Genomic DNA, 23616 nt, shown 5'->3' with positions numbered 1-23616 from the left:
ATAAATAGTTTGTCGATGCCGGAGCCTGAAGGTCTGTGATGCGCGAACCGATCCCACCGCCCGACGTCGCCGTGGCCAAGGCGGCGACCATCATCGATGCGGCGCTGGCCGCGCCCGGCTTGAGGCCGCAGGTGCAAGCCTTCTTCGACGAGGCGACCTTCACGGTCAGCTATGTGGTTCGTGATCCCAGCACATCGGCCTGCGCCATCATCGACAGTGTTCTGGACTATGACCCGGCCTCGGGCCGGACCAGCGAGCGCTCGGCCGACGCCCTGATTGCCTATGTCAGGGAACAGGGGCTGCATGTCGTCTGGCAGTTGGAGACCCACGCTCACGCCGATCACCTGTCCGCCGCGCCCTATCTGCAGGACGCTCTGGGCGGTCGTCTGGCGATCGGGGAGAAGATCGTTCGCGTTCAGGAGACGTTCGGAAAACTGTTCAACGCGGGGCCCGACTTCGCACGCGATGGCCGTCAGTTCGACCACCTGTTCCAGGACGGCGAGGCATTTTCGATCGGCGGCCTGAGCGCCATCGCCCTGCACGTGCCCGGCCACACGCCCGCCTGCATGGCCTATGTCATCGGCGACGCGATCTTCGTCGGCGACACCCTGTTCATGCCCGACTACGGCACGGCGCGCTGCGACTTTCCCGGCGGCGACGCGGCGACCTTGTTCGCCTCGATCCAGCGCCTGCTGGCGCTCCCCGATAAGGCCCGCGTCTTCCTGTGCCATGACTACAAGGCCCCTGGCCGCGACGCCTTTGCCTGGGAAACCACGATCGACGCGCAGCGGCGCGAGAACATCCACGTCCACTCGGGTGTCAGCCAGGCCCAGTTCGTGGCGCTGCGCCAGGCGCGTGACCGGACCCTGGACATGCCAAGGCTGATCCTGCCCTCGGTGCAGGTCAACATGCGCGGCGGCCATTTTCCCGAACCGGAGGACAATGGCGTGCGCTATCTGAAGATCCCCCTCAACGCCGTGTGACCCGCGCCATGTCCAAGCTTCTCGCCCTCGTCGCAGCTCTTCTCCTCGTCGCGCCCCTGGCCGTCCGGGCCGAGCCGACCCGCGTCATGGTCCGGGCCCAGGCGCTCGACGCCAAGTTTATCGGCGACCATATGGGCGGGGTCGCGATCACGCTGAAGGACGCGCGCACCGGCGCGGTTCTGGCCAAGGGCCTGACCAAGGGCGGCACGGGCGACACCCAGCGGATCATGCGCGCGCCCAGGGTGCGCGGGGACAGCGTGACCGACGCGGCGACCGCCGGCTTCGAAGCGGTGCTGGACCTGAAGGCGCCGACCTTGGTGCGGGCCGAGGCCACGGGCCCGATGGGCAAGCCGGGATCCTCAATCCTGGTCACCTCCAGCCTCTGGATCATTCCGGGTCGTGATGTCCTGGGCGAGGGCTGGATCCTCACCCTGCCAGGCCTTGTCGTCGAACCCAACGCCAAGACCTCGGCCGACGGTCTGGTGACCCTGACGGCGAAAGTCTCCCTGATGTGCGGCTGCCCCATCGAAAGCGGCGGCCTCTGGGACGCGGCGAACTATGCCGTCCAAGCGCGGCTGATGAAGAACGGTCGTCCCGCCGTCGACATTCCCCTGACCTTCACCGGACGCACGGGCGAGTACGCCGCGACCGCACCGAAGCTTCCGCCGGGCCGCTATGTCTTGCGCGTCGTCGCCACGGACGCCAAGACCGCCAACGCCGGCGTATCCGAGCAGCGGATCACGCTGGGCGCGCACCCGTGACCATCGGGGCCTGACGATCCGCATCCCTTCCAGCGGCGGCTCTCCCGGCGACAGCCGCCTAGAGCCTGTCCCGTTTAGATGGAACCATCTAAACGGGATAAACAGGCTCTAGAATCAAATATTTAGAGCCCTTTTGAACGCTTCAGATGAGTCCGTCTAAAGCTAAAGGGCTCTAGCCGAACCGCCCGCCGATGTAGTCCTGGGTCTCCTGGGCCATCGGTTTCATGAACATGTCCGAGGTGGCGGCGAACTCCACCATCCGGCCCAGGTACATGAAGCCGGTGTTGTCGGAGATCCGCGCGGCCTGGCCCAGGTTGTGGGTGACGATGACGATGGTGAAGTCGCTCTTCAGCTCGCCAATCGTCTGTTCCAGCTTGGCGGTCGAGATCGGATCCAGGGCCGAGGCCGGTTCGTCCAGCAGCAGGATCTCCGGCTCGACGGCGATGCCGCGCGCCACGCACAGGCGCTGCTGCTGGCCGCCCGACAAGGAAAGGCCCGAGGCGTGGAGCTTGTCTTTCACCTCGTCCCACAGGGCCGCCCGGCGTAGGGCCTTTTCGACCACCCCGTCCATGTCCTTGCGGCTCTTGCTCTCATGGAGGCGCACGCCGAAGGCGACGTTGTCGTAGATCGACATCGGGAACGGCGTCGGCTTCTGGAACACCATGCCGATGCGCGAGCGCAGCCTGGCGATGTCCTTGACCGCCAGCAGGTTCTCGCCCTCGTGGTCGATCATCCCGACCGCGCGCTGGCCCGGATAGAGGTCGTACATGCGATTGAAGGTCCGCAGCAGGGTGGACTTGCCGCAACCCGAGGGACCGATCAGGGCGGTGACCTGATTGCGCACGATGGGCAGGTCGACGCCGAACAGCGCCTGGGTCTTGCCATAGAAGAAGTCCAAGCCCTTGGCGCGCAGGGCGACGCTGTCGGCGGCCGGCTCGAGGATGTGCGCCAGGGTGTCGGTTTGGAAGGGCTTGGTCATGGGCGGGTGTTCCCCCGCGCGATGATCACGCGGCCGATGATGTTGATCGAGAGCACGGTGAGGGCGATGAGCAGGGCCCCGGCCCAGGCCAGGGCGCGCCAATCGTCATAGGCGCTGAGCGCGTACTGGAAGATCACCGCCGGCAAGCTGGCCGTGGGCTTGGTCATGTCCAGGGCGAAGAACTGGTTGTTGAGGGCGGTGAACAGCAGTGGCGCGGTCTCGCCGCTGATCCGGGCGAAGGCCAGGAGTCCGCCAGTCAGCAGCCCTCCTCTCGCCCCGCGCCAGATGATCTTGCGGATGGTCACCCAACGCGCCGCGCCCAGGGCGACCCCCGCCTCGCGCAACGCGTTGGGCTGAAGCCGCAGGATATCCTCGGTGGTGCGGGTGACCACCGGCGCGGCGATCAGAGCCAGAGCGACGCCCCCGGCCAGTCCCGAGAAGCCGTGGAACGGCCGAACGACCAGCTCATAGACAAACAGGCCCACCAGGATCGACGGCGCGGACAAGAGGACGTCGTTCAGGAAGCGCACCGCATGGCCGTAGGGCGTCGCCCCGCCGTATTCGGCCAGCCAGGTGCCCGCCAGGATCCCGACGACGAGCGCGATGATCATGGCCACCGCGCACATCATGATCGAGCCGACGATGGCGTTACGCAGGCCGCCCAGCGAGCCGGGCGCGGGCGTGTCGCGGGTGAAGACGTTCAGATTGATCCCGCCCAAGCCCTGCTTGAGCAGCGACCACATGATCAGGCCAAGCGCGGCCAGCGCCAGCATCGTGGCCAGGGCGCAGAGCGCGACGAAAATGGAGTTGGCGGCCTTGCGACGGAAGGCGCGGTCGAACCTCATGGCGGCCCTCAGTCGTAGCGTTGGCGCAACAGCAGCGCCCGGGCGATGGCCAGCACGCCGAAGGTGATGACGAACAAGACCAGGCCGAGCGCCGTCAGGGCCGCGGTGTGCAACTCACCGGTGGCTTCTGTGAACTCGTTGGCGATGGTCGAGGCCAGGGTCGAGCCGCTGTCGAACAGCGATTGGGGCAGGCCGTGAGCGTTGCCGATGATGAAGGTCACCGCCATGGTCTCGCCCAGGGCGCGACCCAGGCCCAGCATAACCACCCCGACCATGCCGCTTCGCACATAGGGAATGGTCACCGACCGGATGACCTCGAACGGCGTGCAGCCGATGCCGTAGGCGCTTTCGCGCACCTGGGCCGGCACGGTCAGGAAGAGCTCGCGAAACACCGCCGCCATATAGGGCAGGATCATCACGCCAAGGATCAGGGAGGCGGTGAAGATGTTGGCCCCGTTGGGCACGCCGTAGAACAGCTTCTCCCAGATCGAACCAGTCGGGACGTTCATCATCAGCGGTAGCTGGACGTGCAGCGCAAACCAAGGCGCCAGCACGAAGAGGCCCCACATGCCGTAGACGATCGACGGGATGCCCGCGAGCAGCTCCACGGCGATGGCGATGGGTTGGGCCAGGCGCTTGGGGCAGAACTCGACGAGGAAGACCGAGACGCCCAGGGCGATCGGCAAGGCCAGACACAGGGCCAGGGCCGAGGTGATCACGGTGCCGGCGATCGGTCCGGCCGCGCCGTAGACCTCGGTCACCGGGTTCCAGGTCGTGCTGGTGAAGAAGCCCAGGCCAAACTTGTGAAGGGCCGGCCAGCCGCCGATCACCAGCGACACGATGATGTCGCCCAACGCCGCCAGCAGCAAGGTGGCGGCCGACAGACAGGCGAACTGGAAGATCGGGTCGAACCAGGCGCCCTTGGAGGCGGCTCTGCTCGGCCTTGGCGCGGTCAGGGGGATGTCGGCCATGGGTTTCCGCTAAAGGAAATAGGCGGGAGCGCAGGTCTCCCGCCCGGCAGAAGGTCGAGGTCTGAGGCTTACTTGGAGACGTAGACGGGCTTGCCGTCCGGCCCCTTGACCATCGCGGCCCACTGCTTGCGCATCATGGCCTTCACCGAAGCGGGCATGGGCACGTAGTCGAGCGCGCCGGCCGCGCCGTCGCCGTTCTTGTAGGCCCAGTCGAAGAACTTCAGCACCGACTGGCCTTGAGCCGCGTCGTCCTGCTTCTTGTAGACCAGGATGAAGGTCGCGCCGGTGATCGGCCAGGACTTGGCGCCCGGCTCGTCCAGCAGCAGCAGATAGTTGCCCGGGGCCTTGGCCCAGTCGGCGCCGGCGGCGGCGGCGGCGAAGTTGGCCGCGGTCGGAGCCGGGAACTGGCCGGCCTTGTTCTGCACCAGCACGTAGGTGGCCTTGTTCTGCTTGGCGTAGGCGTATTCGACATAGCCGATCGCGCCGATCGTCTGCTTGACGAAGGCCGAGACACCGTCATTGCCCTTGCCGCCCAGGCCGACGGGCCACTGCACCGAGTCGCTGGCGCCGACCTTCGATTGCCAGGCCGGGCTCTTCATCGACAGGTACGAGGTGAAGAGGAACGAGGTGCCCGAACCGTCCGAGCGGTGGACGACGGTGATCGGCAGGGCCGGCAGCTTGACGCCCTTGTTGGCGCCGGCGATGCGCGGATCGTTCCACTTGGTGATCGCGCCCATATAGATGTCGGCCAGGACCGAGCCGGTCAGATGCAGCTGGCCGGGGCTGACGCCTGGCAGGTTCACGACCGGCACCACGCCGCCCATCACGGTGGGGAACTGCATCAGGCCCGCGCCATTCAGTTCTTCGGGTTTCAGCGGCTTGTCCGACGCGCCGAAGGCCACGGTCTTGGCCTTGATTTGCTTGATGCCGCCGCCCGAGCCTATGGCCTGGTAGTTCAGGCCCGTGCCCGTCTGAGCCTTATAGGTCTCGGCCCACTTGGCGTAGACCGGCGCGGGGAACGTCGCGCCGGCGCCCGAAATGTCACCGGCTTGAACGGCCGTGCCGGCCAGAAGGGCCACACCCAGGGCGGCCGCGAGCGTCTTCAACATCCGTCATCTCCTCGGGCGCCAGCAGAGGGCCGCCTCCAGATTGGGACTTAGACGGAAAATATAACAGTCACGCGACGCGAAGTAAGCTCACCTAACGAACAATCATTCGCCGCGCGGCGCGTGACCTTGGGCCAGAGCCTGGCTGCGGCGCAGTTCCAGGCGCAGCCACATGACGAACCGCTCGGCCGCCTCGGCGGTTTCCGGCGAGGCCTGGACGCGCGCCGTCAGCCACTGTCCGGCCGAGACTTCCAGGCCCAAGGCCGCCAGGCGTCCGGAGGCCAGATAGGATTCGGCGGCGAACACGTTGCTGAGCACGATGCCGCCGCCTTGAACCGCCGCGTCCAGAGCCATGGCCGGATCGTCGAAGAGATGGACGCGCGGGGCCTTGGCGCTCGGCGCCCAGCGCGCCGCCCATAGACCCCAGCTGTCGGGTGCGTCGGCGATCAGCGGTGAGCGGAGCAAGGCCTTCGGCTGGGCCAGATCGAGCTTGGCGGCCAGGGCCGGCGCGCACAGCGGCAGGTAGGAAAGTTCACACAGAGCGCCCTTGACCGCCTTCGAACTCCAGGCAAGGGCAATGTCCGCGCCCTCCCCGCCTTCGCGGGTTGAGACCTGCACCTCGACGTCAGGCAAGGCCTCATTGAGCCGAGCGATCTTGGCCGAGAACCACAGCCGCCCCAGGACCGCCGGCATGGCGATCCCCAGAACCGCGCCGGCTTGCGAGCCCAGCACCTCGCGCATGGCTCGGCTCAGCGATTCCTGAGCCTCCGAATAGGTCTGGGCCAGGCGCAGGGCCGCCGAGGACGGTTCCATGGCCCCGCCCTTGCGCTCGAACAGACGCGTGCCGAGATCCAGCTCAAGCCGGCGGATCGACTGACTGACCGCGCTGTGGGTGATCTGTAACTCGCGCGCCGCCGAGGTGAAGCTGCGGTGGCGCGAGGCGGCCTCGACGGCGCGCAGGGCGGTAAAGGGCGGTGGTCTGCCTGACATGGCTTTTGAGTCTAACGCCGGAAGTTGAACTTACAATGGTTCGAACCGAATCCCCCTGCTAGTGCAGGGTCGATAGCGCCTCGCGCAGGCCGTGAGCGCCGCCTTCCAGCGGAAAGGTCAGCTCCGAGACGCGCCCCTCGGCGGCGCTGCGCGAGCTGAAGCGGCCCCGCAGCTGTTCCACCATGGCCTGGATCATCGCCGTGTCCCCGCCAGCCGCCGCGAGCGGGTCGAGCGGGCGTTCGATCTCGGTGATCCGCAGCTTGCCCATGCCGCGATCGCCGCGCAGGCTGATGCGCATGAGGCCCGGATCGTCGGCGGCCAGGCGGACATTGAGACACTCCAGCAGCACCAGGGCCACGGAGGTAGCCTGCTCGGTCGAAAGCCATAGTCCGCCGCGCTCGAACTCGATGCGCACGGGCGGGTGCTCGCGCGCCGACAGGGTGGCGTCGAGCAACTGACGGGCGAAGGCGTCGAAGTCGAGCAGATCGCTAGGTTCGCCAGAGAAACTGCGATGGGTCTTGGAAATCAGCATCGTGCGGGCCGAGGCCTCGGCCAAGGCGCGCGCCACGGCCTTGTCGGGCTCGTCGCGCGCCTGAAGCTGCAGGATCGCCGCGACCAGCTGCAGATGGTTGGTCACCCGCTCGTTCAGCTCGCCAAAAAGGCCGGCGTGGGCCTGAGCCAGTTCCTCGGCCTTGGCCTGGGCGGCCTTGGTCGCCGCCATCGCGCGCGCCATGCCGGTGATGAAATAGATCGCCACCGCCGAGGTCGTGGCGAAGAACAGCAGCGAGGTCAGCGAGTCCAGATCCGCCTTGATCTCGAGCTCGGGCCGGGTGAAGCGCAAATAGCCGATCGCCGCCGACAGAACCGCGGCGATCACGGCGGGCCTGGCGCCCAGCACATAGGCGCTGACCAGGACGACGGGATAAAAGACGGTATAGGCATGATTGGCGCCGAACACGGGATCGAGCGCCCAACGCGCCGTGAAGCCCGCGGCCACCAGGGCCAGGTTCGCCGCGTGGACGCCAAGGCGTCTCAACCGGTGTGTTCGCAAGATCCGCCTCCACAGCCTAACGCGACCAAGCTTAACGACAGAGCCCGGACGGCTTCATGACAGCGCCGAAACGGCATGCGCCAGAAGGACCCAACGTAAGTCAGACTTGACACAATGGGAGCCGCTCCCGTGTTTGGGCGCGTTCGACCTGCACCCTGATCGACCGCGCCAAGTTCGGCGCCTCGTCGGGCCAAAAGTTCCCTCCGGACTCTTGGGGTGCTCCTCGCGCCCTGTCTCCCAGCCTCATTGACGAGGTCTTCCCACACCGTCTACGCAGTGCGTTACTAGAACTTACGCCGGTTATGAGGCCTGGCAAGCCGCTCTCGGATCCCCCCGCGGGCGCGTCCGGCGCGGCTTGGGTTTGCCGATCCGCCGCTTGTCGAGCCCGTCATGCCCCTGCCGCTCCCACTGCCCGCCCCCTCCGCGACCCGCTGGCTGGGCTGGCTGCGTCGGCGCACCCGCTCCAGCGAACTATGGCTGATCGCGGTGGCGGTCCTGATCGGCGCGGCGGCGGGGGCGCTGGCGGTGTTGCAAGCCAAGCTCGCCCACGGCCTGCAAGGGCTACTGTTCGGCATCAATCTGGATGAGCGACTAAGCGCCCAGAGCGCCATCGCGCCCTGGCGTGTGCTGTCGATTCCGCTGGGCGGGCTGGTGCTTGGCCTGCTGACCTGGGCCTGGCTAACCTATCGACCGCGACCGGCGGTCGACCCGGTCGAGGCCAACGCGCTCCACGGTGGTCGCCTGTCCCTGAAAGACAGCGCCTTTATCTGTGTCCAGACCCTGATCTCCAACGGCTTTGGCGCCTCGGTGGGGCTGGAGGCGGCCTATGCCCAGGCCGGAGCAGCCGTCGCCTCGTTCGCGGGCCAGAAGCTCAACCTGCGCCGCGCAGACATGCGCACCCTGGTGGGGGCCGGCGCGGGCGCGGCCATCGCCGCGGCGTTCGGCGCCCCCCTCACCGGCGCCTTCTACGCGTTCGAGATCGTCATCGGAGCCTACACCGTCGCCAACCTGGCGCCTGTCGCCGCCGCGGCCCTGGCCGCGGCGCTGGTGGCGGGCCGTATGGGCGCTATTCCCTATCTGCTGAGAACGACGACGCCGGCGATTCAGTCCTGGCTCGACTATGGCCTTTACGCGCTCTTGGGTCTGGTCTGCGCGGCGTTCGGCATAGGCCTGATGCGTCTCGTGGCCCTGGCCGAGCGCGGCGTGGCGCGCAGCGGTCTACCGCGGGGCTGGCGACCCGCCGCGGGGGGCGTGGCGCTGGCGGGCCTGGCGATGATCACACCCCAGATCCTGTCGTCCGGACACGGAGCATTGCACCTGGACCTGATCTCGGACCTTGGCCTCAAGACGCTGTTGATGCTGGTAGCCCTCAAGGCTCTGGCCTCGGTGCTGTCCTTGAGCTTTGGCTTTCGGGGCGGTCTCTTCTTCGCTTCGCTCTTCCTGGGCGCTCTGATCGGACAGATCTTCTCGGCCCTGTCAGTACTGGCCCCGTGGTTGCCCGGCTTGGATCCGACCGTGGCGGCCCTGGTGGGCATGGCGGCCTTGGCGGTGGCCGTGGTCGGCGGCCCCTTGACCATGTCGTTCCTCGTCCTGGAGGCGACACGCGACTTTTCGGTCACGGCCGCGGCTCTGGCGGCCTCGCTGATCGCCAGCACCATCGTGCGCGAAACCTTCGGCTATTCCTTCTCGACCTGGCGGCTGCACCTGCGCGGCGAGACCATCCGCAGCGCCCATGACGTCAGCTGGCTGCGGCCGCTGACGGCGGGCCGGATGATGCGCAAGGACGTGCAGACCACGTCGTCGGCGACGACCTTGGCGGAGTTTCGCCGTCGCTTTCCACTCGGCTCGACGCGGCGGGTGGTGATGGTCGACGAGGCCGAACACTACGCCGGGATGATCGTCACCGCCCTGGCCTATGCCGACCCTGGCGGCGACGAGCGACCGGTCTCGGTGCTGGCGGTCAATCCAGACGCGGCCCTGACGCCGGACCAGTCGATCAAGGACGTGATGCGCGCGTTCGACAGCACCGAGGCCGACGAGCTGGCCGTGGTCGACGGCGAGCGGCGGGTGATCGGCCTGGTGTCGGAGGCCCACGCCACGCGGCGCTATGCCGAGGAGCTTGAAAAGGTTCGACGGGACCTGACCGGCGAGACCTAGTCCTCGCCGGCGCGCGCGATCAAGAGGTCCCGACCAGGATCAGCGGCGCCGACGGCGTCATCCATGCAAGGTAGACGCAAGGCGCCCGGTAGGTCGCGTCGGCGGATGTCGGGTCCTTGCGCTCCCAGGCAGACCGGACGGCAAGCCGCCAATGATCAGATCACCGCCTCCGCCTGCCTACGCACTTCGTTGGCGAGGGGATGGAGTGACTTTGGCGCGGTCGGCGCCACGAGGCTGTAGCCGACGCCGTCGGTCGCCCAGGAAACGCCGCCCAGGCCGCCATCGCTCTGCTCCGACATGGCGGTGTTCTTCTGCACCTTCATCGGTCGGACCATCACCGCCAACCGCTCACCGGCGCCGTCCTCGTAGAGGAACATGGCGGCTGGACCATGCGGCGTCGTCACCAGGCGACCACCGATGAACCGGTAACCAGCCGACTGCAAATCTGGGACCTCGACCGGGCTATGCAGGCGGCTCGAAACCCAGCGAACCAGGTCGGCCTTTTGCGCTGCCCCCATCTCGACAGGGCGATGAACGTCGGACGCGTAGACGCGATAATTGTCGGCCGCCTCGCGCGCCAGCGCGCCAACGCCATTGACCGGGGGCGCGAACACAGCGCGCGCCGCCCATCCGCCCACACCGCCTAGACAGAGTAGCATCGCGGCCGCCACGGCGGGGCGCCAGATCATCAAGCGCGCGCGTCGAGCTTCGGACAGGGCGCGAACGCCCAGTTCCGGCGGGATCGGCTCCTCGACGATCGGCGCAAGCGCGATCCGAAGAGCGTCGCGCTGAGCGATGTAGCCCTCGATCCGACGCGCTGTCTCGGGGTGAAGGCGCAAATAGTCGGCGACCTCCGCCCGGCGGCCATCGTCCAAGACCTGATCGACATAGGCCTGCAGGTCGTCTTCGCTGATCGGACGAGGCGCGCTCATTTGATCCTCCGCAGGTGTGCGCGTTGGGTGGTGATAGCAGGGGCGGCGATGCGTCGGGCCAGCCGTTCGCGCGCCCTGGAGAGCCGGGACATCACCGTGCCGATCGGAACACCCAACACCGCGGCGGTTTGGGCGTAGGTCAGTTGTTCGACGCCGACCAGCAGGAGCACGGCACGATCATCAGGCGACAGGTCCGCCAGGGCGCGTATCAGATCGGCATGATCCATTCCGTCGGATTGGCTCGCGGGCTGGGACAGGGCCGCGTCCGTGGCGTCGCCGATCGCCATATGCCGCCCTTGCCGCTGGACTTGTCGCCAGCGGCTGATCGCCAGATTGTGCAGGATCGAAAACAGCCAGCTTCGCGTATCGCTATGCCCGCGTCGTTGTCCCCAGCGACGGATGGCGCGTTCGAGGCAGTCCTGGACGAGATCATCGGCCTCCGACGTGTCGCGCACCAGAGAGCGCGCATAGCGTCGCAGGCTTGGGATCGACGGCTCGATCAGAGCGATCATGTCGTCCATGGTGACGCCCTCGCCCAAAGCCTCACGGGGCCTGGACTTGCACCGGCGCGCCGGGCGCGCTCGGCCCGCCGGCCGCGATCACAAGGTAGCGCCGCTGGTCGGGTTGGCTAGCCTGGACCAACTGCCGAATGGGGCCGATGGCGTTGACGATCGCCGAGCCGGCCGGATTGGTCATGAAGTTGGCCAGCGGCTGCAGCGCACCGCCCCCGTCCGCCTGGTCCGACAGGGCCAGCACATAGGGGGACTTGGGCGCCAGGCCCGTAACCGAGGCCTGCACGACCTGGATCAGGCCCTGGTCGAACAGGCTGACGCTGGTCGGCGCGGAACCCGCAGGGCCGCCGACGGCCGCCAGGGTCAGGTGGGCGGCTTGTCCGGCGGCGCCCAGCGGCTGCAGGTTCTGAACGCCAGGCCCCTCGGGCACGGCGTTCGGTACATAGGTCAGCGCCTGGGGGGCCTGGCCGATCGGAACGTTGGCTATCACCTTGTTGTCGACGGTGTCGATCACCGCCAGTTCATCGGCGTTCTCGAGACCGACATAGACGCGCGTTCCGTCGCCCGACGGCCAGATCCCGTGCGGCAGCTTTCCGACCGGGATGGTGGCGATCCTGCTGAAGTCGTCGGTGCGGAAGACCTGAACCTGATTGAGGCCGCCGATCGTCACATAGGCGAACTGCCCTTTGGCGTTGCGGACGAAATTGACGTGGTTGGTGATCGGGCCGGTGTCGATGACCTTCAGGATGTTGAACGGCGGCCGGGCGTTGAAGGCCACAACCTTGCCCACGTCCTTGAGGGTGAACCACACCTGCTGGCCATCCGGCGAGGCGGCGATGTTGGGGCAGAACGGGCTGGGCTGGACCACCTTGCCGACCACCTGATGGTCGGCCACACGGATCACGGCGGTCTCGGGATTGAACGATGAACAGACATAGCCGTACTGGCCGTCGGGCGAAAAGATCGTCATGCCCGGCCCCGCCGCGGTGACGATGCGGCTCTTCTCCTCGAAGGTCGTCCCGTCGAGAACCGCGACATAGTTCTCGCCGCGGACCGTCACCCACACTTCTTTGCCGTCGGGCGTGAAGAACGCCTCGTGCGGGGCGCGGCCGACATAGGTGGTGTGCTTGACCGCGTTGGTGGCGGTGTCGATGAAGGTCACCGCGTTGGAGCCGATCGACACCACCGCCAACGTCCTATGGTCGGGCGAGAAGCCCATGCCGTGCACCAGCACCTGGCCCCTGTAGAGTGGACTGAAATTGCCCGGCGACGGATCGCCCAGTCGGATCACGCCCAAGAGCTTGTTGTCGACCGGATCGGTGACCGACACGGTGTTGGAGAACTGCTCGGCGGCGTAGACGCGGTCGCGGTGGCTGATGGCGATGTCGGCGGCGCCGGCCTTGCCAGGGGCCTGGCCGGCGAAGGCGGCGGCCGACACAGCGCTGGCGGCCAGGATGGACAGCCCGAAGAGTGAGGTCTTCATCCTAGTGATCCCGGGTGGGAGCGGCGTGGGCATGAGGCGTGGCGGGCGGCGGCCCGGTCGGCGCGGCGACGGCCGGCGGCAGCGGATCGCCCAGCGCCAATCGCATGGCGGCGATCTCCTGCTGTTGCTCGACGATGATCTCCTGGGCCACGCGGCGCAGTTGCTCGTTCTTGCCGTAGCGCAGCTCGGCGACCGCCATGTCGATGCCGCCCTGGTGGTGGGGGATCATCATCTCGACGAAGTCGCGGTCCACGTCGCCGGTCGGCTTGATGTCCATGGCGGCCATCATCCTGCTCATGGCCGCGTCATTCTCCGACATGAAGCTGTCGGCCAGGGTGCTTGCCGCCAGCGGCGCGGCCCAGCCCAGGCTCGCCGCGACGAGGATCGGCGTCCAGAGGAGGTTCGAAGAGCTTGGGACGCGAGGCAAGGTGATCTCCAGTTCGGCGTTCGATGGCGCGCATTGAACGTGAGACGCCGCCCCAGCGCGTTTTATTCCATCGGGTCGGGGAAAATTTTGGGCCGTGCCCGAGGGTCAGGCTCCGCGCCAAGCTCCCGTTCGGCGCCACCATCAAGCCAAGGCTGGCGTCCGTTAGAGATGAACGTTCATGCCCCTCCCCCCGCTGAACGCAGACCCAGCCAATGGCGCACGCCGGGGATGCGCCGCAGCGCCAGGCGCTCGATCAGAGCGATGACGATCATCGAGATCCCCAGCACCGGCAGCAGAACGCCGAACACGACGATCAGCACGCCGACGCCCGCGGCGATGCGGCCTTCCGGCAAGGCCGGCGGCGCGCCCAACTGACCGTCCGGCCGCCGACGCCACCAGATGACCAGGCCGCTGATGCTGAGGGTGATCAGGCCCAGAGCCGCCAGAACGCCCAGCAGCTGGTTCACCCAGCCAAACAGCTGGCCTTCATGGGCGGCGATGCCGTAGCCGATCACCTTGTCGATCGGATGTCGGCTCGAGAACGTCTCGGTACGGACAACCTGGGCCGTGTCGGGATCGAGCGTCAGGGTCACGCGCTGGGGCCGGTTGGGCGTATCCGACCGCGCGGTCCAGTCGGGCGAGGCGTTGCGGCCCTTCCTGCCGGACGGCGGCGCGATCAGCACGGGCGGCGGCAGGTCCATGGCCCGCACCGTCGCGGCCATGCGGTCGAGGGCGGGCGTCGCCTCCACGGACATCGCCGACATGTCCATGCCGCCCATGTCCATCCCAGCCATATCCATGCCGGCCATATGTCCGGCATGTTCGGACCCGGCGGCGGCGTCGATCGCCTTGCGTTCGGCCTTCTCGCCGGCGCGGCCATTGGACCAGTCTTGCTTGGCCACAGCCGTGCCAGTCAGCTTGCGGACCTCCTTGAGGCTGTCACCCCAGACCTTGGCCCAAGGCAGGCCGGTCAGCAGCAGGAACAATACCAGGCTGGAGATCCACACGCCGGTCACCGCGTGGATGTCGCGCCAGAACAGCTTTGAGCCGCGCCCCAGGCGCGGATAGAGCACTCCGCCCAGTCCCCGGGCCTGCCGCGGCCACCACAGATAGAGGCCCGTGACCACCATGACGATGGCCCAGCAGGCGGCCAGCTCGACCAGGATCGAGCCGTTGTCGCCCATCAGCAGCTCGCCATGGATGGTCTTGTCGATGTCCATCAGGCGATCGCTCTCGTTGATCACCTTCAGCACCTGCAACGTCTCGGGGTGGACATAGACAAGGATGTTCTCGCCCTTCCGGCCCACCACCACGCGGGCGGCGTCGTCGGCCTCGCGCCGCACCTCGTAGGTGCGCAGGCGCGATCCGGGCACGGCCCTGAGGGCGGCGTCGACCTGGGCCTGGGCGCTGACGGGCTTCCCCGTCAGCGCCAGGTGGTCATAGGGCCGATCCAGCCAGGCCTCGACCTGGGGCTTGAACAGATAGATCGAGCCGGTGATCGCCAGGATGACGATGAACGGCGCGCAGAAAAGCCCAGCATAGAAGTGCCAGCGCCAGATCGCGCGGTAGTCGAAGATCGTCCGTCGGGCCTTGGCCAGGGCCGGGCTGGAAGCGGTCATGGGATCAGGCTCCTACCACTTGGTCTTGATGTCGACGACAAAGGTCCGCTGCGGCAGCGGGTGCGAGACGTAGGCCTGGTCGTTGAACAGGTTGTCGATCCCGACGCTGAGCTGGGCCTTCTTGGTGACGTCCCACGACACCCGCGTATCGACCGTGAAGTACTCGGTCTGGAAGCCGTAGGCGTCGCCGCGCGACAGGCCGAACAGGTCGGAGTTCGGTCGCGAGGCGTAGCGCCAGCCCAGCGAGGCCTTGAGGTGGTCGCTGATGCGATAGCGGATATTGCCGCTGGAACGCCAATCGGGGATGCGCGGGAACTTCACGCCCTCGGCGGCGGTGTTGGCGCTGTTCTTGATCGTCTTGGCGTCGATCCGCGTGACATTGGCGTCGATGTCCAGGCCCGGGATCAGGACGTCCGAGGCCTCGAGGATCAGCTCCAGACCATATTGCCGGACCTTGTCGACGTTCTTGTACGAGGTGATGACCGTGCCGTACTGGTTCAGGCCGCTGAAGCTGAAGATGGCGTCGTCGATGTCCTGATAGAACAGGCTGGTCGTGGAGCGGACCTTCCCGAACGTCCGGCGCAGGATGACGCTGGCGTCCTTGGACTTCTCGGACTTCAGGTTGGGGTCATAGCTGGTCGGGTCGATCTGGCGGGTGATGTCGTCGAACCGGCCCTGGAAGAGTTCGCCGACGGTCGGAAAGCGCTTGGCGGTCCCCAGGCTGACCTGCAGCTCGAAGTCGCCCGGAATCTGGCCCTGCAGCGAGAGCTTCGGGCTGACCGAGGTCTCGTCGCGTTCCGGATAGGCGCTGTCGACGCGCGCGCCGCTCACCCGCTTGCCGATGCCGCCGTCAAAGGCGCGCCAGCTGTCGAAGCGCAGGCCGCCGGTCAGGACGAAGTTGCCGTCCAGGTCATAGGCGTCCTCGGCCCAGACGCCCCAAAGGCTGGTCTTGCCATAGGTCGAGGTCGAATAGACCGGCGCGGTCGCCGTGCGCCAGTTGGTGGTGGCGTAGGTGTCGGTCCCGGCCTCGTAGAGGTTGGCGTTCAGGCCAAAGCCGACCTCATGCTTGCCGAACACGCGATCGAAGGTCGCATCGCCCGTCCACCAGCCGGGCTTGGTCTGACGGCTTTGCGTGCCCGCGCCGTTGGACGCGCCCGTGGCGTAGTCGTTGGAGGTGCGCGCGTCCTGGTCGGGGATCCAGTAGCGCGACAGGTTGAACGACGCCTTCCAGCCGGCCAGGGGGCCGGTGAACTTCAGTCCGGCGAGATATTCGGTGCGGTCGGTCTCGGAGAACGTCAGGCCCGTGGCGTTCCAGGTCTTGCCGCCGTATCTGACCTTGCCTTGGTAGACCGGCTTGCCCGACGCATCGACCAGCCAGCTGCGCGGATTGGTCAGGTCCTGGTTGGTCTTCCAGGCAAAGGCCAAGGCCTGGATGTCCCAGCCGTTGGCCGCCGCATAGCCGACCCGCAGGCGCAGTTGGTCCTGGATCACATGCACCGGCGAGGCCGCGCCAAACACCGGCGTAGCCAGGCGCTTGTCGTCATACGCGCCGGTCACCGCCGTGTCCGCGCCGGTCGTCGCCGACAACAGGTTGTAGGTCATCGACTGGCCGGTGTTCTCGAAATGCCGGAAGCCGCCACGCACGCTCCACGGACCGTCGTCCTGCTTGTAGGAGATCCCGCCCTCGGCGCTGTAGCCCTTGAAGGTCTGATCAAAGCCGTACTCCTTGAACGGCATGATCATGGTCTGGGCGTTGGCGTAGACCTCGCGGCCGGGCTCCGGCTCACGGGTGGTGACCGAGATCACCCCGCCCATCGAGTTGCCGCCGTAGCGGGCCGAATAGGGTCCGTAGACGATGTCGAACTGGCGCACCTCGGCCGGCCCGACAACGTTCCACTTGGGCGGATAGTCGTAGCGATTGCCCAGGAAGTTGGAGACCACGAAGCCGTCGACCAGCACGATGGTGCGGGCGCTCTGGACGGTGTTGGTCCCCCGCAGGGCCACCACGGCGTTGTCGTCCCCGGCGAAGCGTTTGCGCACGAAGAAGTCGGGCGCGTACTTCATCAGGTCTTCGACATTGACCGCGTTGATCGCCTCGAACTCGGTCTGGCCCAGGGACACGGCCAGGCCACGCGGCACGACGGTGACCGGCTTGTCGCCGCGCCCGACGACCAGGACCGGATCGACTTCCAAGGGCGTGGTGTCGGCGGGATCGGCCGCTACGGCGACGCGGTCGTCGGCCAGGGCGAGAGCGGGCAGGACGGCGGGGCTGACCGCGAGCGCGGCCAGCAGGGCGCGCGCCGAAACGGCGCGGCAAAGCAGGGAGGACATGAAAATTCCAATCGTCGAACGTCAAGGGGCCGGCGCGCGAGGCGGCCGGCGGCGATGGGCGTCAGGCGATGGCGGGTGGTCCGGTCTTGAAGGGCGGCGGGGCGGCCAGGCCCAGGCCGGGGCGCTGATGGGCGAGCGGCAGATCGATCCGCGAGCGGGTGACGAAGGTTTCGGCGGGGGCCAGGGTCAGGCTGGGAACCGGCAGCGGCGTGACGGCGCCGGCGAAGACGCAACCATGGTCGGGATTGGCCTTGCCGTCAGCCGGCTTGGGGGCTCCTTGATCGTCCTGGACGACACCGCTGGCGTCGACCGCGACGGTCTTGGCGCCCTGGGCCGTACAGATGACGATCGCGGGCAGACCGCCCTGCCCCTGGGTCGGCGCGACCATGTAGCCGGCCGGGATCAGGACCCGCACGGCGATCGCGCAGACGGTCAGCAGCGCGCCCAGGCGCGCCGGCATCCGCGTCAAACGTGACCACCCCAGTCCCATGGGCGCTCGCCTACGCGCAACCGCGCCGCCTGTCCAGCCGCGACCATGAAGGTGGCCGCGGGCATGGGGCAGGCCACGCACGCATCGAGACGCGCTTCCGGGCGATTTCGGATCGCAAGAATCCGAAGGCCGCGGTGCGGACCCTCCAGCGGTTCGCGGTCGAGGCCGGGCGGCCGGACGTGCAACTGGCCCAGGGACTCGCGGCGGCCACCTCGGCGCGACCGGTCAGGCTTCCGGACCCAGGACGCTCATAGAGCCAGGGCCGCGGTCAGGTCGCCCGGCGCGACACCGCCCGCCGCCAACATGGCCTGGTCGCGCGCGACGACGCCCGGCAGCGGCTCCAGGCCAAAGCGGCGATTGAGGAATCGCTGGATCGAGCCGGTGTCATAGAGGGTGTGGTCCACGTGGCCCTTGCGGGCGTGCGGGGAGACGATCAGCGCGGGAATCCGGGTGCCCGGTCCCCAGCGATCGCCCTTGGGGGGCGCCACATGGTCCCACCAGCCGCCGTTCTCATCGAAGGTGACGATGACCAGCATCTTGTCCCATTGCGGCCCGCTCTTGAGGGCGTCGATGGCCCGGGCGATATGGCGGTCGCCCGCGTCCACGTCCGAATAGCCGGCGTGCATGTTGAGGTCGCCCTGCGGCTTGTAAAAGCTCACCGCCGGCAAGCGCCCGGCCGCGGCGTCGGCCAGAAACCGGTTGGTGCGGGGGCTGTCGCCCAGGCCGGCGTCCAGCAGCCGCTTGGCGCGCTCGGCCGTCCCCGGCGCGAAACTCTTGAAATAGTTCAGCGGCTGGTGGTGAGCCTGGAAGTTCGGCTTGGCCGGAAACAATACCTCTTCATCCCGGCCGCCGGCCAGGGCCTCGCCCCAGGCGCCGGCGTACCAGGCCCAGTCGACGCCTCTGGCGCTCAGGCGGTCGCCGATCGTGGCGTGAACCTGCGGCACGAGGGTCATCGGCTGGGACGGATCGGCCAGCCGGGGGTCGGTCTTGTCCTGGCTCCAGCTGGGCGCATAGGGCGGGGCCATGGTGTTGACCGCCCAGAAGTCGGGCGTCAGCGCGCTGGGGGCGAACCTGGGCCGCCCGTCCAAGGCGCTGGCCGGCGAATCCGCCAAGGCCTTTAGCCGCGCGCCCTTGGGATCGTCGCCCTCGACCTGGGCGATCACCGCACCGGCCGGGCTGGTCTCGGCGTCCGGATAGAACGGGGGCTGGGCGGCCACCAGATATTGGTGGTTCAGGAACGAGCCGCCGAACGCGCCCATGAAGAAGTTGTCGCAGAGCGTATATTGCTCGGCCAGTCGCCACAGGCGCAGGTTCACCGCCGCGTCGCCATAGTGGCCCATGACCATGGCGCCGCTGTCGCCCCAGGCGACGAACTGGTCGTTGCGTCCGCCGTTGATCTGCATCTGGTTCTGGTAGAACGCGTGGACCAGATCACGGGTGACGACTCCGTGGGGCAAGGGATCGCCGTCCTGGGTCTTCAGGGCGAACGGCGCGTTGGCCAGTGGCGGCAGGTCCGCCTCGGCGATGTGGTAGCGGGCGTGCTCGACGACCTGCTCGTGCGGGACTAGGCCGCCCCAGATCGGCGGCAAGCGATCCAGCACCCGGCCATCGCGGTCGCGCTGCAGCGCCCGTTCCGGCGGCAAGCTCTTCAACGGCTCCCGCAGGCCCGGGAAGTCGGCGAACAGGTTATTGAAGCTGCGGTTCTCCGCATAGATCACCACGACGGTGTCGATGGCCTTGGCCAGACGGCGATCGATCTCGCGCGCCGACAGGCGCCCGAGTCCGAAGGCTGCGGCGTTGGCCTCCTCCGCGCCAAGAGCCGCGCCCGCGACGCCGGCCAGGGCCACCGCGCCGAACAAGCGGCGACGAGACGGGTCGGTGGGCTTGGACGCCGCGTCGCCCGAACGGTCCGGATCGCCGGGTTTTTGGGTCATGGAAGTCTCCTGGCGTGCGGGGATCGGAGTGACGGGCCGCTCGGCGAGGACGCTATCGAGAACCATGCGACCCGAAAAGTCGAAGACGGCGTCACGAGCCGGCAAGCTGGCCGACCCGTGACGCCTGGCTCGTCAGAACTTGGCGCTGAGCACCAGACGGATGTCGCGCCCCGGCATCACGACCTCACCCTTGTTGAGCGCGGTGGCGTTGCGGATGGTCTCGTCGGCGAGGTTGTGACCCACCAGCGTCAGCGCGATCCCCGGCTTGGCCTTGAAAGGCTTCCAGCGCACCTGGGCGTCCACCGAGGTGTAGCCGTCGGTCGCCAGATCGGCGACGCCGACATGATCCTGCTTCGCGACCGCCAGGATCAGGAAGGAGGCGTCGACCGCGCCGTTGTCCCACTCCAGACCGCCGCCGAAACGGCCAGGCTGGATGCGGGGCACGTTGCCGGCGCCGCCGCTGAACTTGGCCCGAACATAGTCGCCCAGGACCTGGCCCGACAGCTTGCCGCCGCCCACCGAAGCCAGAGGGAAGAAGGCCTTGGCCTCGACGCCCCAGAACTTGGCGTCCTGCTGGCCGTAGTTGAGCTCCTTCAGTTCGCCGGCGCCGCCGACTTCGCAAACGCCGTCCTCGTCGCACATCCGACCGGTCAGACCGCCAAAGATGTAGTTGTCGAACCGCGCGCCCCAGACCGAGGCCTCGATCCGGCCTTCGTTGCCGATCTTGTAGCGCGCCGTCGCCTCCAGCGAGTTGGCGCGCTCGATCTTCAGGTTCGGATCGCCGGTCTCGAACGTCAGCGGACCATCGTGCGGGCCGATGGCGAAGAGCTCGGTCTGGGCCGGCGCGCGCGCGGCCGAGGCGGCGGTCAGACCAAGCCGCAGGGCGTCGGAAGCCTGATAGGTGAAGCCGGCCGAGACGCTGACCGGCGTGTATTTCTTACGGGTCTCGACGCCGGAGGCTGGCGTGCCGTCGATTCGGACATGCTCAACGCGCGCCGCGCCCTGGAACTGCAGCGGACCAATCGGGGCCTCGACAAAGGCGAAGCCAGCGGTGCTGACGGTGTGGGTCGGCTTAAGATAGTCGGCGCCTTCGCCCAGGGCGCTGAACTTTCGATCCTGGAACTGGACGCCCAGGGCGGAAGCCGACAGGAAGCCGGTCTGGCCGAACAGGGCCTCCGCGCGACCGTCCCATTCCTTGTTGTTGAACGTCGACAGCGCCTGGTTGGTCGCCGGGTCGATCTCGCTGTGGGTGTAGTCGGCATAGCCGGCGTCGACATTGAGGCGCTGCAGCACGCCGTCGCCGAACTTGAACGAACCGCCGAACGCGCCCTTGTCCTGCTTCATGTTGATGAAGGTGTCTTCGGCGGGGATGCCGTAGCGGGCCTTGTAGTGCGTACCGCTGGCGCCGACGCGGCTGTCGTCGCCGAAGAAATAGGACGCGCCGCCCGAATAGCCGTTGCCGTGGAACCACGAGTTGGATTGCTGGCCCTCGGGCGTGTCGTAGTCGCTGGAACGACGACCGAAACCGTCGAAGTGCACGGCGAACGGACCTTGCCCCGCATCGACGCTGAGCGTGCCCTCGCCGGTCTTGGCGCTGGAGCCGTAGGCGGCCGTGGCTTCGCCGCCGATCCCGTCGATGGGCTTCATCGGGATGCGGTTGTTGATGACGTTGACGACGCCGCCGATCGCCTGGCTGCCATAGCGCAGGGTGGCCGCGCCACGCACCACTTCGATATCCTGGGCGGCCAGCGGGTCGATCGGCACGCCATGGTCGGGACCGACGTCCGAGACGTCCGAGCTGGACAAGCCGTTTTCAGCCAGCTTGACGCGCTGGGCGTCCATGCCGCGGATCACCGGGCGACTGGCGCCGGCGGCGAAGCCCGTGCCGGCCACGCCGGGGACGTTGCGCAGGGCGTCGGCCAGGCTGGCGCCGCCATTGGCCAGCACCTGATCGCGGCTGACCTGCTCGACGATCGTCGCGAACCGGTCCGGGTCACCGCTGAGCGGCGAGGCGGTGATCACCACCTCCGACACCGAATGACCAAGGTCCTGGGCCTGGGCGACCGCGCCCCACGCCAGCAGGACTCCGGCGCTGGACGCCGTCAACAACATCGAACGCAGCCGCATGTGGCTTCTCCAAAAAAAAGCGAACCGCCGCCAAGTATGTTATAGCATAACATTAGCCAAGCGAGATCGTGAGCACGGCGCGAAGATCGGGTGAGTGATGCATTTGGATCACGAAACTGACGCGCACCGCCTCATCGATCGGACGATCGCGGATCGTCACGGCGCCGCTGCCGACGAGAGGATTCTTCATCTCACCCTCTCGTGCGGCGCGCGTTGACCGCCGCTCCGGCCTAGGCGCCCGCGCGGTCAGAACCAGCAGCGCCAGCAGCTGACCTTCGAGCGGAGCAGCAGCGGCGGGCGACGCCAGGGTCCTGCACGAAGTCGCAACATGGCTTCCATGGTTGCTCAACCGGGCTCGGGCATAGGCGCAACGCGATCAGAAAGGCGTGGCTTTAGGAGCTTGGATCTTCATGGACCGCAGTCATCGCGTCATCGCCCCGGCCCTCATGCCGGGGCCTCAATGCTGACGTCTCGCGGTCAAGCGGCCGCGGCATCGGTCCAGGCGATTAGGCGCCAAGTCCAGTGAACGCTCCCCCTTCATCGCCGGGCTCCCCACTCATCGCCACCTATTTCGCGCGACGTGAAGACATGCGTCGCTTCTTCTCCGTCCGGACCGGCGGCGGCGGAGACGTCGAGGACCTGATGCAGGACCTCTACCTCAAGGTCCGGCGGGCAGATGGCGGGGCCATCGAGAATCCGTCGGCCTATCTCTATCGCTTGGCGTCGAACCTGCTCCTGGATCGCTTGCGGGCCCAGCGCCGGTCCGGCGCGCGAGACGCGGCTTGGCGAGACGCAAATCATGCGAGCTTCGGCGCCATGGACATTGCCGACGCGGCGGACGCCGAGGCCGCTGCCTGCGCACGCCTGCGTCTGGAACGGCTCATCCAGGCCCTTGGGGCTTTGCCGCCAATGACACGGCAAGTGTTCCGGCTGCACAAATTGGAAGGCCTCACACACCCCGAAACGGCGAAACGGCTTCAAATCTCGAAGAGCGCTGTCGAAAAGCATGTCAGCTTGGCGCTCAAACACCTGCTGTTGAAAGTCGGTCGATAGTGTGTGGTCGAGCCGCGAGCGCCGTCCAGGCTCTCGGCCATAACCGCGGGGATGCGCGCGGCCAAGCCGATGATCAGGCGCAATTGGTCGCGCGCGTCGCTGCCATCATCCCATGGCTTCGACAACCGTCCACACGACTTAAGGCCTCAGCTCACTCAGGCACGTACACCATCTTGCCGTCTGGCAGGCGGTAGGTGATCCCGGCCTTGACGCCCTGTCCCTCGCCGATCGCGCCACGGGCCTCGTATCGCGTCATCTCCTTCCCATCCTTGACGATCATGCTCATGTCCTTCTGGCCGGGGTTCTTCACCACCACCACCTTGTCGGCGTTGAAGGGATTGAGCGGATTACGGACGATCAGGATCATCAGGATCGCGATCACCACGACGAACAGGTCGATCAGATTGACCACCGACAGGATCGGATCGTCGGCCTCATCGTCCTCCAGGAACCGCATCAGGCCGCGCCCCGCTCAAGCGCGCGCAGGTCTTCCAGCAGCCAGCGCCGACGGATAGTGAGCACGAAGTGAGTGATGCTGGCGGCGATCAGGGCGAGAACCACGCCGGAGAACGCCACGACCAGGTTCTTGCCGATGGCGCCGCCGTCGCCCTCGCCCAGGGCCAGCAACGCCGGCCCCATGGGGATCATGGTCGCGACGAGGCCCAGGAGCGGAGCGCTGCGCGAGGTCACCCGCAACCATTCCAGCTTCTTCATGATCCAAAGCTCCAGATCGTCGCTGCCAGCGCCCGTCTTGGCCTGATAGGCCGCCAGGCCGGAGCGGTGGACGCCGGCTCGGGGGGGGGGGGGGGGGGGGGGGGGGGGGGGGGGGGGGGGGGGGGGGGGGGGGGGGGGGGGGGGGGGGGGA

At 67.6% G+C, this 23616-nt stretch carries 22 protein-coding genes; 4 read left to right on the top strand and 18 right to left on the bottom strand.

Annotation, left to right across the window (positions count from 1 at the left end; genetic code table 11):
- Nucleotides 1–38: 38 nt before the first annotated feature.
- Both AC1RNC_RS04840 and AC1RNC_RS04835 read left to right on the top strand, forming a co-directional pair.
- Nucleotides 39–983 (top strand): MBL fold metallo-hydrolase, encoded by a 945-nt coding sequence (locus AC1RNC_RS04840; protein ID WP_492884155.1) that lies wholly within the window; start codon nucleotides 39–41, stop codon nucleotides 981–983.
- An 8-nt stretch (nucleotides 984–991) separates the two neighbouring features.
- Entirely contained in the window at nucleotides 992–1744 is a 753-nt protein-coding gene (locus AC1RNC_RS04835; RefSeq protein ID WP_492884153.1) for a hypothetical protein, read from the top strand.
- A 172-nt stretch (nucleotides 1745–1916) separates the two neighbouring features.
- Here the strand turns inward: AC1RNC_RS04835 and pstB are convergent, their stop codons facing one another.
- From pstB to AC1RNC_RS04805, 6 genes are all read right to left on the bottom strand, one after another.
- Nucleotides 1917–2723: a phosphate ABC transporter ATP-binding protein PstB gene (gene pstB, locus AC1RNC_RS04830; protein WP_492884151.1), complete on the bottom strand. Its 807-nt coding sequence runs from the start codon at nucleotides 2721–2723 to the stop codon at nucleotides 1917–1919.
- Nucleotides 2720–3568, bottom strand: coding sequence for a phosphate ABC transporter permease PstA (gene pstA / locus AC1RNC_RS04825; protein ID WP_492884149.1), 849 nt, complete (start codon nucleotides 3566–3568; stop codon nucleotides 2720–2722). Before pstA ends, pstB begins: the two co-directional genes overlap by 4 nt.
- Nucleotides 3569–3576: 8 nt before the next feature.
- A complete protein-coding gene (pstC, locus tag AC1RNC_RS04820) occupies nucleotides 3577–4539 on the bottom strand; it encodes a phosphate ABC transporter permease subunit PstC (RefSeq protein WP_492884148.1) in 963 nt (320 codons plus the stop codon).
- A gap of 68 nt (nucleotides 4540–4607) precedes the next feature.
- Nucleotides 4608–5648: a phosphate ABC transporter substrate-binding protein PstS gene (pstS, locus tag AC1RNC_RS04815; RefSeq protein ID WP_492884146.1), complete on the bottom strand. Its 1041-nt coding sequence runs from the start codon at nucleotides 5646–5648 to the stop codon at nucleotides 4608–4610.
- Nucleotides 5649–5750: 102 nt separating this feature from the next.
- Nucleotides 5751–6635: a LysR family transcriptional regulator gene (locus tag AC1RNC_RS04810; RefSeq protein WP_492884144.1), complete on the bottom strand. Its 885-nt coding sequence runs from the start codon at nucleotides 6633–6635 to the stop codon at nucleotides 5751–5753.
- Nucleotides 6636–6693: 58 nt separating this feature from the next.
- Nucleotides 6694–7671, bottom strand: coding sequence for a DUF4118 domain-containing protein (locus AC1RNC_RS04805; protein ID WP_492884143.1), 978 nt, complete (start codon nucleotides 7669–7671; stop codon nucleotides 6694–6696).
- A 405-nt stretch (nucleotides 7672–8076) separates the two neighbouring features.
- On the opposite strand from AC1RNC_RS04805, the gene AC1RNC_RS04800 reads away from it, so the two are divergent.
- On the top strand, nucleotides 8077–9843 hold the full coding sequence (locus tag AC1RNC_RS04800) for a chloride channel protein (protein ID WP_492884141.1): 1767 nt from the start codon (nucleotides 8077–8079) through the stop codon (nucleotides 9841–9843).
- Between the two features lie 155 nt (nucleotides 9844–9998).
- Here AC1RNC_RS04800 and AC1RNC_RS04795 read toward each other — a convergent pair whose 3' ends face one another.
- From AC1RNC_RS04795 to AC1RNC_RS04750, 10 genes are all read right to left on the bottom strand, one after another.
- Nucleotides 9999–10775 carry an anti-sigma factor family protein gene (locus AC1RNC_RS04795; protein ID WP_492884139.1) on the bottom strand — a complete coding sequence of 259 codons (777 nt, stop codon included), beginning with the start codon at nucleotides 10773–10775 and terminating at the stop codon, nucleotides 9999–10001.
- Nucleotides 10772–11296: an RNA polymerase sigma factor gene (locus AC1RNC_RS04790; RefSeq protein WP_492884137.1), complete on the bottom strand. Its 525-nt coding sequence runs from the start codon at nucleotides 11294–11296 to the stop codon at nucleotides 10772–10774. Before AC1RNC_RS04790 ends, AC1RNC_RS04795 begins: the two co-directional genes overlap by 4 nt.
- A gap of 22 nt (nucleotides 11297–11318) precedes the next feature.
- On the bottom strand, nucleotides 11319–12770 hold the full coding sequence (locus AC1RNC_RS04785; protein ID WP_492884135.1) for a YncE family protein: 1452 nt from the start codon (nucleotides 12768–12770) through the stop codon (nucleotides 11319–11321).
- Nucleotide 12771: 1 nt separating this feature from the next.
- Nucleotides 12772–13197 (bottom strand): DUF305 domain-containing protein, encoded by a 426-nt coding sequence (locus AC1RNC_RS04780; RefSeq protein WP_492884133.1) that lies wholly within the window; start codon nucleotides 13195–13197, stop codon nucleotides 12772–12774.
- A gap of 176 nt (nucleotides 13198–13373) precedes the next feature.
- Nucleotides 13374–14816, bottom strand: coding sequence for a PepSY-associated TM helix domain-containing protein (locus AC1RNC_RS04775; RefSeq protein WP_492884132.1), 1443 nt, complete (start codon nucleotides 14814–14816; stop codon nucleotides 13374–13376).
- A 12-nt stretch (nucleotides 14817–14828) separates the two neighbouring features.
- The gene (locus tag AC1RNC_RS04770; RefSeq protein ID WP_492884130.1) at nucleotides 14829–17147 is read right to left on the bottom strand and encodes a TonB-dependent receptor; all 2319 of its coding nucleotides are present in this window, start codon (nucleotides 17145–17147) and stop codon (nucleotides 14829–14831) included.
- Between the two features lie 61 nt (nucleotides 17148–17208).
- Nucleotides 17209–17637, bottom strand: a complete 429-nt coding sequence (locus AC1RNC_RS04765) for a DUF2946 family protein (protein ID WP_492884128.1) — start codon at nucleotides 17635–17637, stop codon at nucleotides 17209–17211.
- A 248-nt stretch (nucleotides 17638–17885) separates the two neighbouring features.
- Complete coding sequence (gene acpA, locus AC1RNC_RS04760) at nucleotides 17886–19571, bottom strand: acid phosphatase (RefSeq protein ID WP_492884126.1); 1686 nt, start codon at nucleotides 19569–19571, stop codon at nucleotides 17886–17888.
- A gap of 132 nt (nucleotides 19572–19703) precedes the next feature.
- Nucleotides 19704–21698, bottom strand: coding sequence for a TonB-dependent receptor (locus AC1RNC_RS04755; protein ID WP_492884124.1), 1995 nt, complete (start codon nucleotides 21696–21698; stop codon nucleotides 19704–19706).
- Nucleotides 21699–21750: 52 nt separating this feature from the next.
- Nucleotides 21751–21888 (bottom strand): hypothetical protein, encoded by a 138-nt coding sequence (locus tag AC1RNC_RS04750; protein ID WP_492884122.1) that lies wholly within the window; start codon nucleotides 21886–21888, stop codon nucleotides 21751–21753.
- A 398-nt stretch (nucleotides 21889–22286) separates the two neighbouring features.
- On the opposite strand from AC1RNC_RS04750, the gene AC1RNC_RS04745 reads away from it, so the two are divergent.
- Entirely contained in the window at nucleotides 22287–22751 is a 465-nt protein-coding gene (locus AC1RNC_RS04745; RefSeq protein ID WP_492884120.1) for a sigma-70 family RNA polymerase sigma factor, read from the top strand.
- A 151-nt stretch (nucleotides 22752–22902) separates the two neighbouring features.
- Here the strand turns inward: AC1RNC_RS04745 and AC1RNC_RS04740 are convergent, their stop codons facing one another.
- Nucleotides 22903–23208, bottom strand: a complete 306-nt coding sequence (locus tag AC1RNC_RS04740; RefSeq protein WP_492884118.1) for a DUF2149 domain-containing protein — start codon at nucleotides 23206–23208, stop codon at nucleotides 22903–22905.
- A complete protein-coding gene (locus tag AC1RNC_RS04735; RefSeq protein ID WP_492839437.1) occupies nucleotides 23208–23465 on the bottom strand; it encodes a hypothetical protein in 258 nt (85 codons plus the stop codon). Before AC1RNC_RS04735 ends, AC1RNC_RS04740 begins: the two co-directional genes overlap by 1 nt.
- Nucleotides 23466–23616 lie beyond the last annotated feature (151 nt).

This window comes from Caulobacter sp. GW822-FHT01G02 (assembly GCF_058802865.1).
Note: the sequence above shows the minus strand (reverse complement) of the source record. Positions and strands in the feature narration are given on the sequence as shown.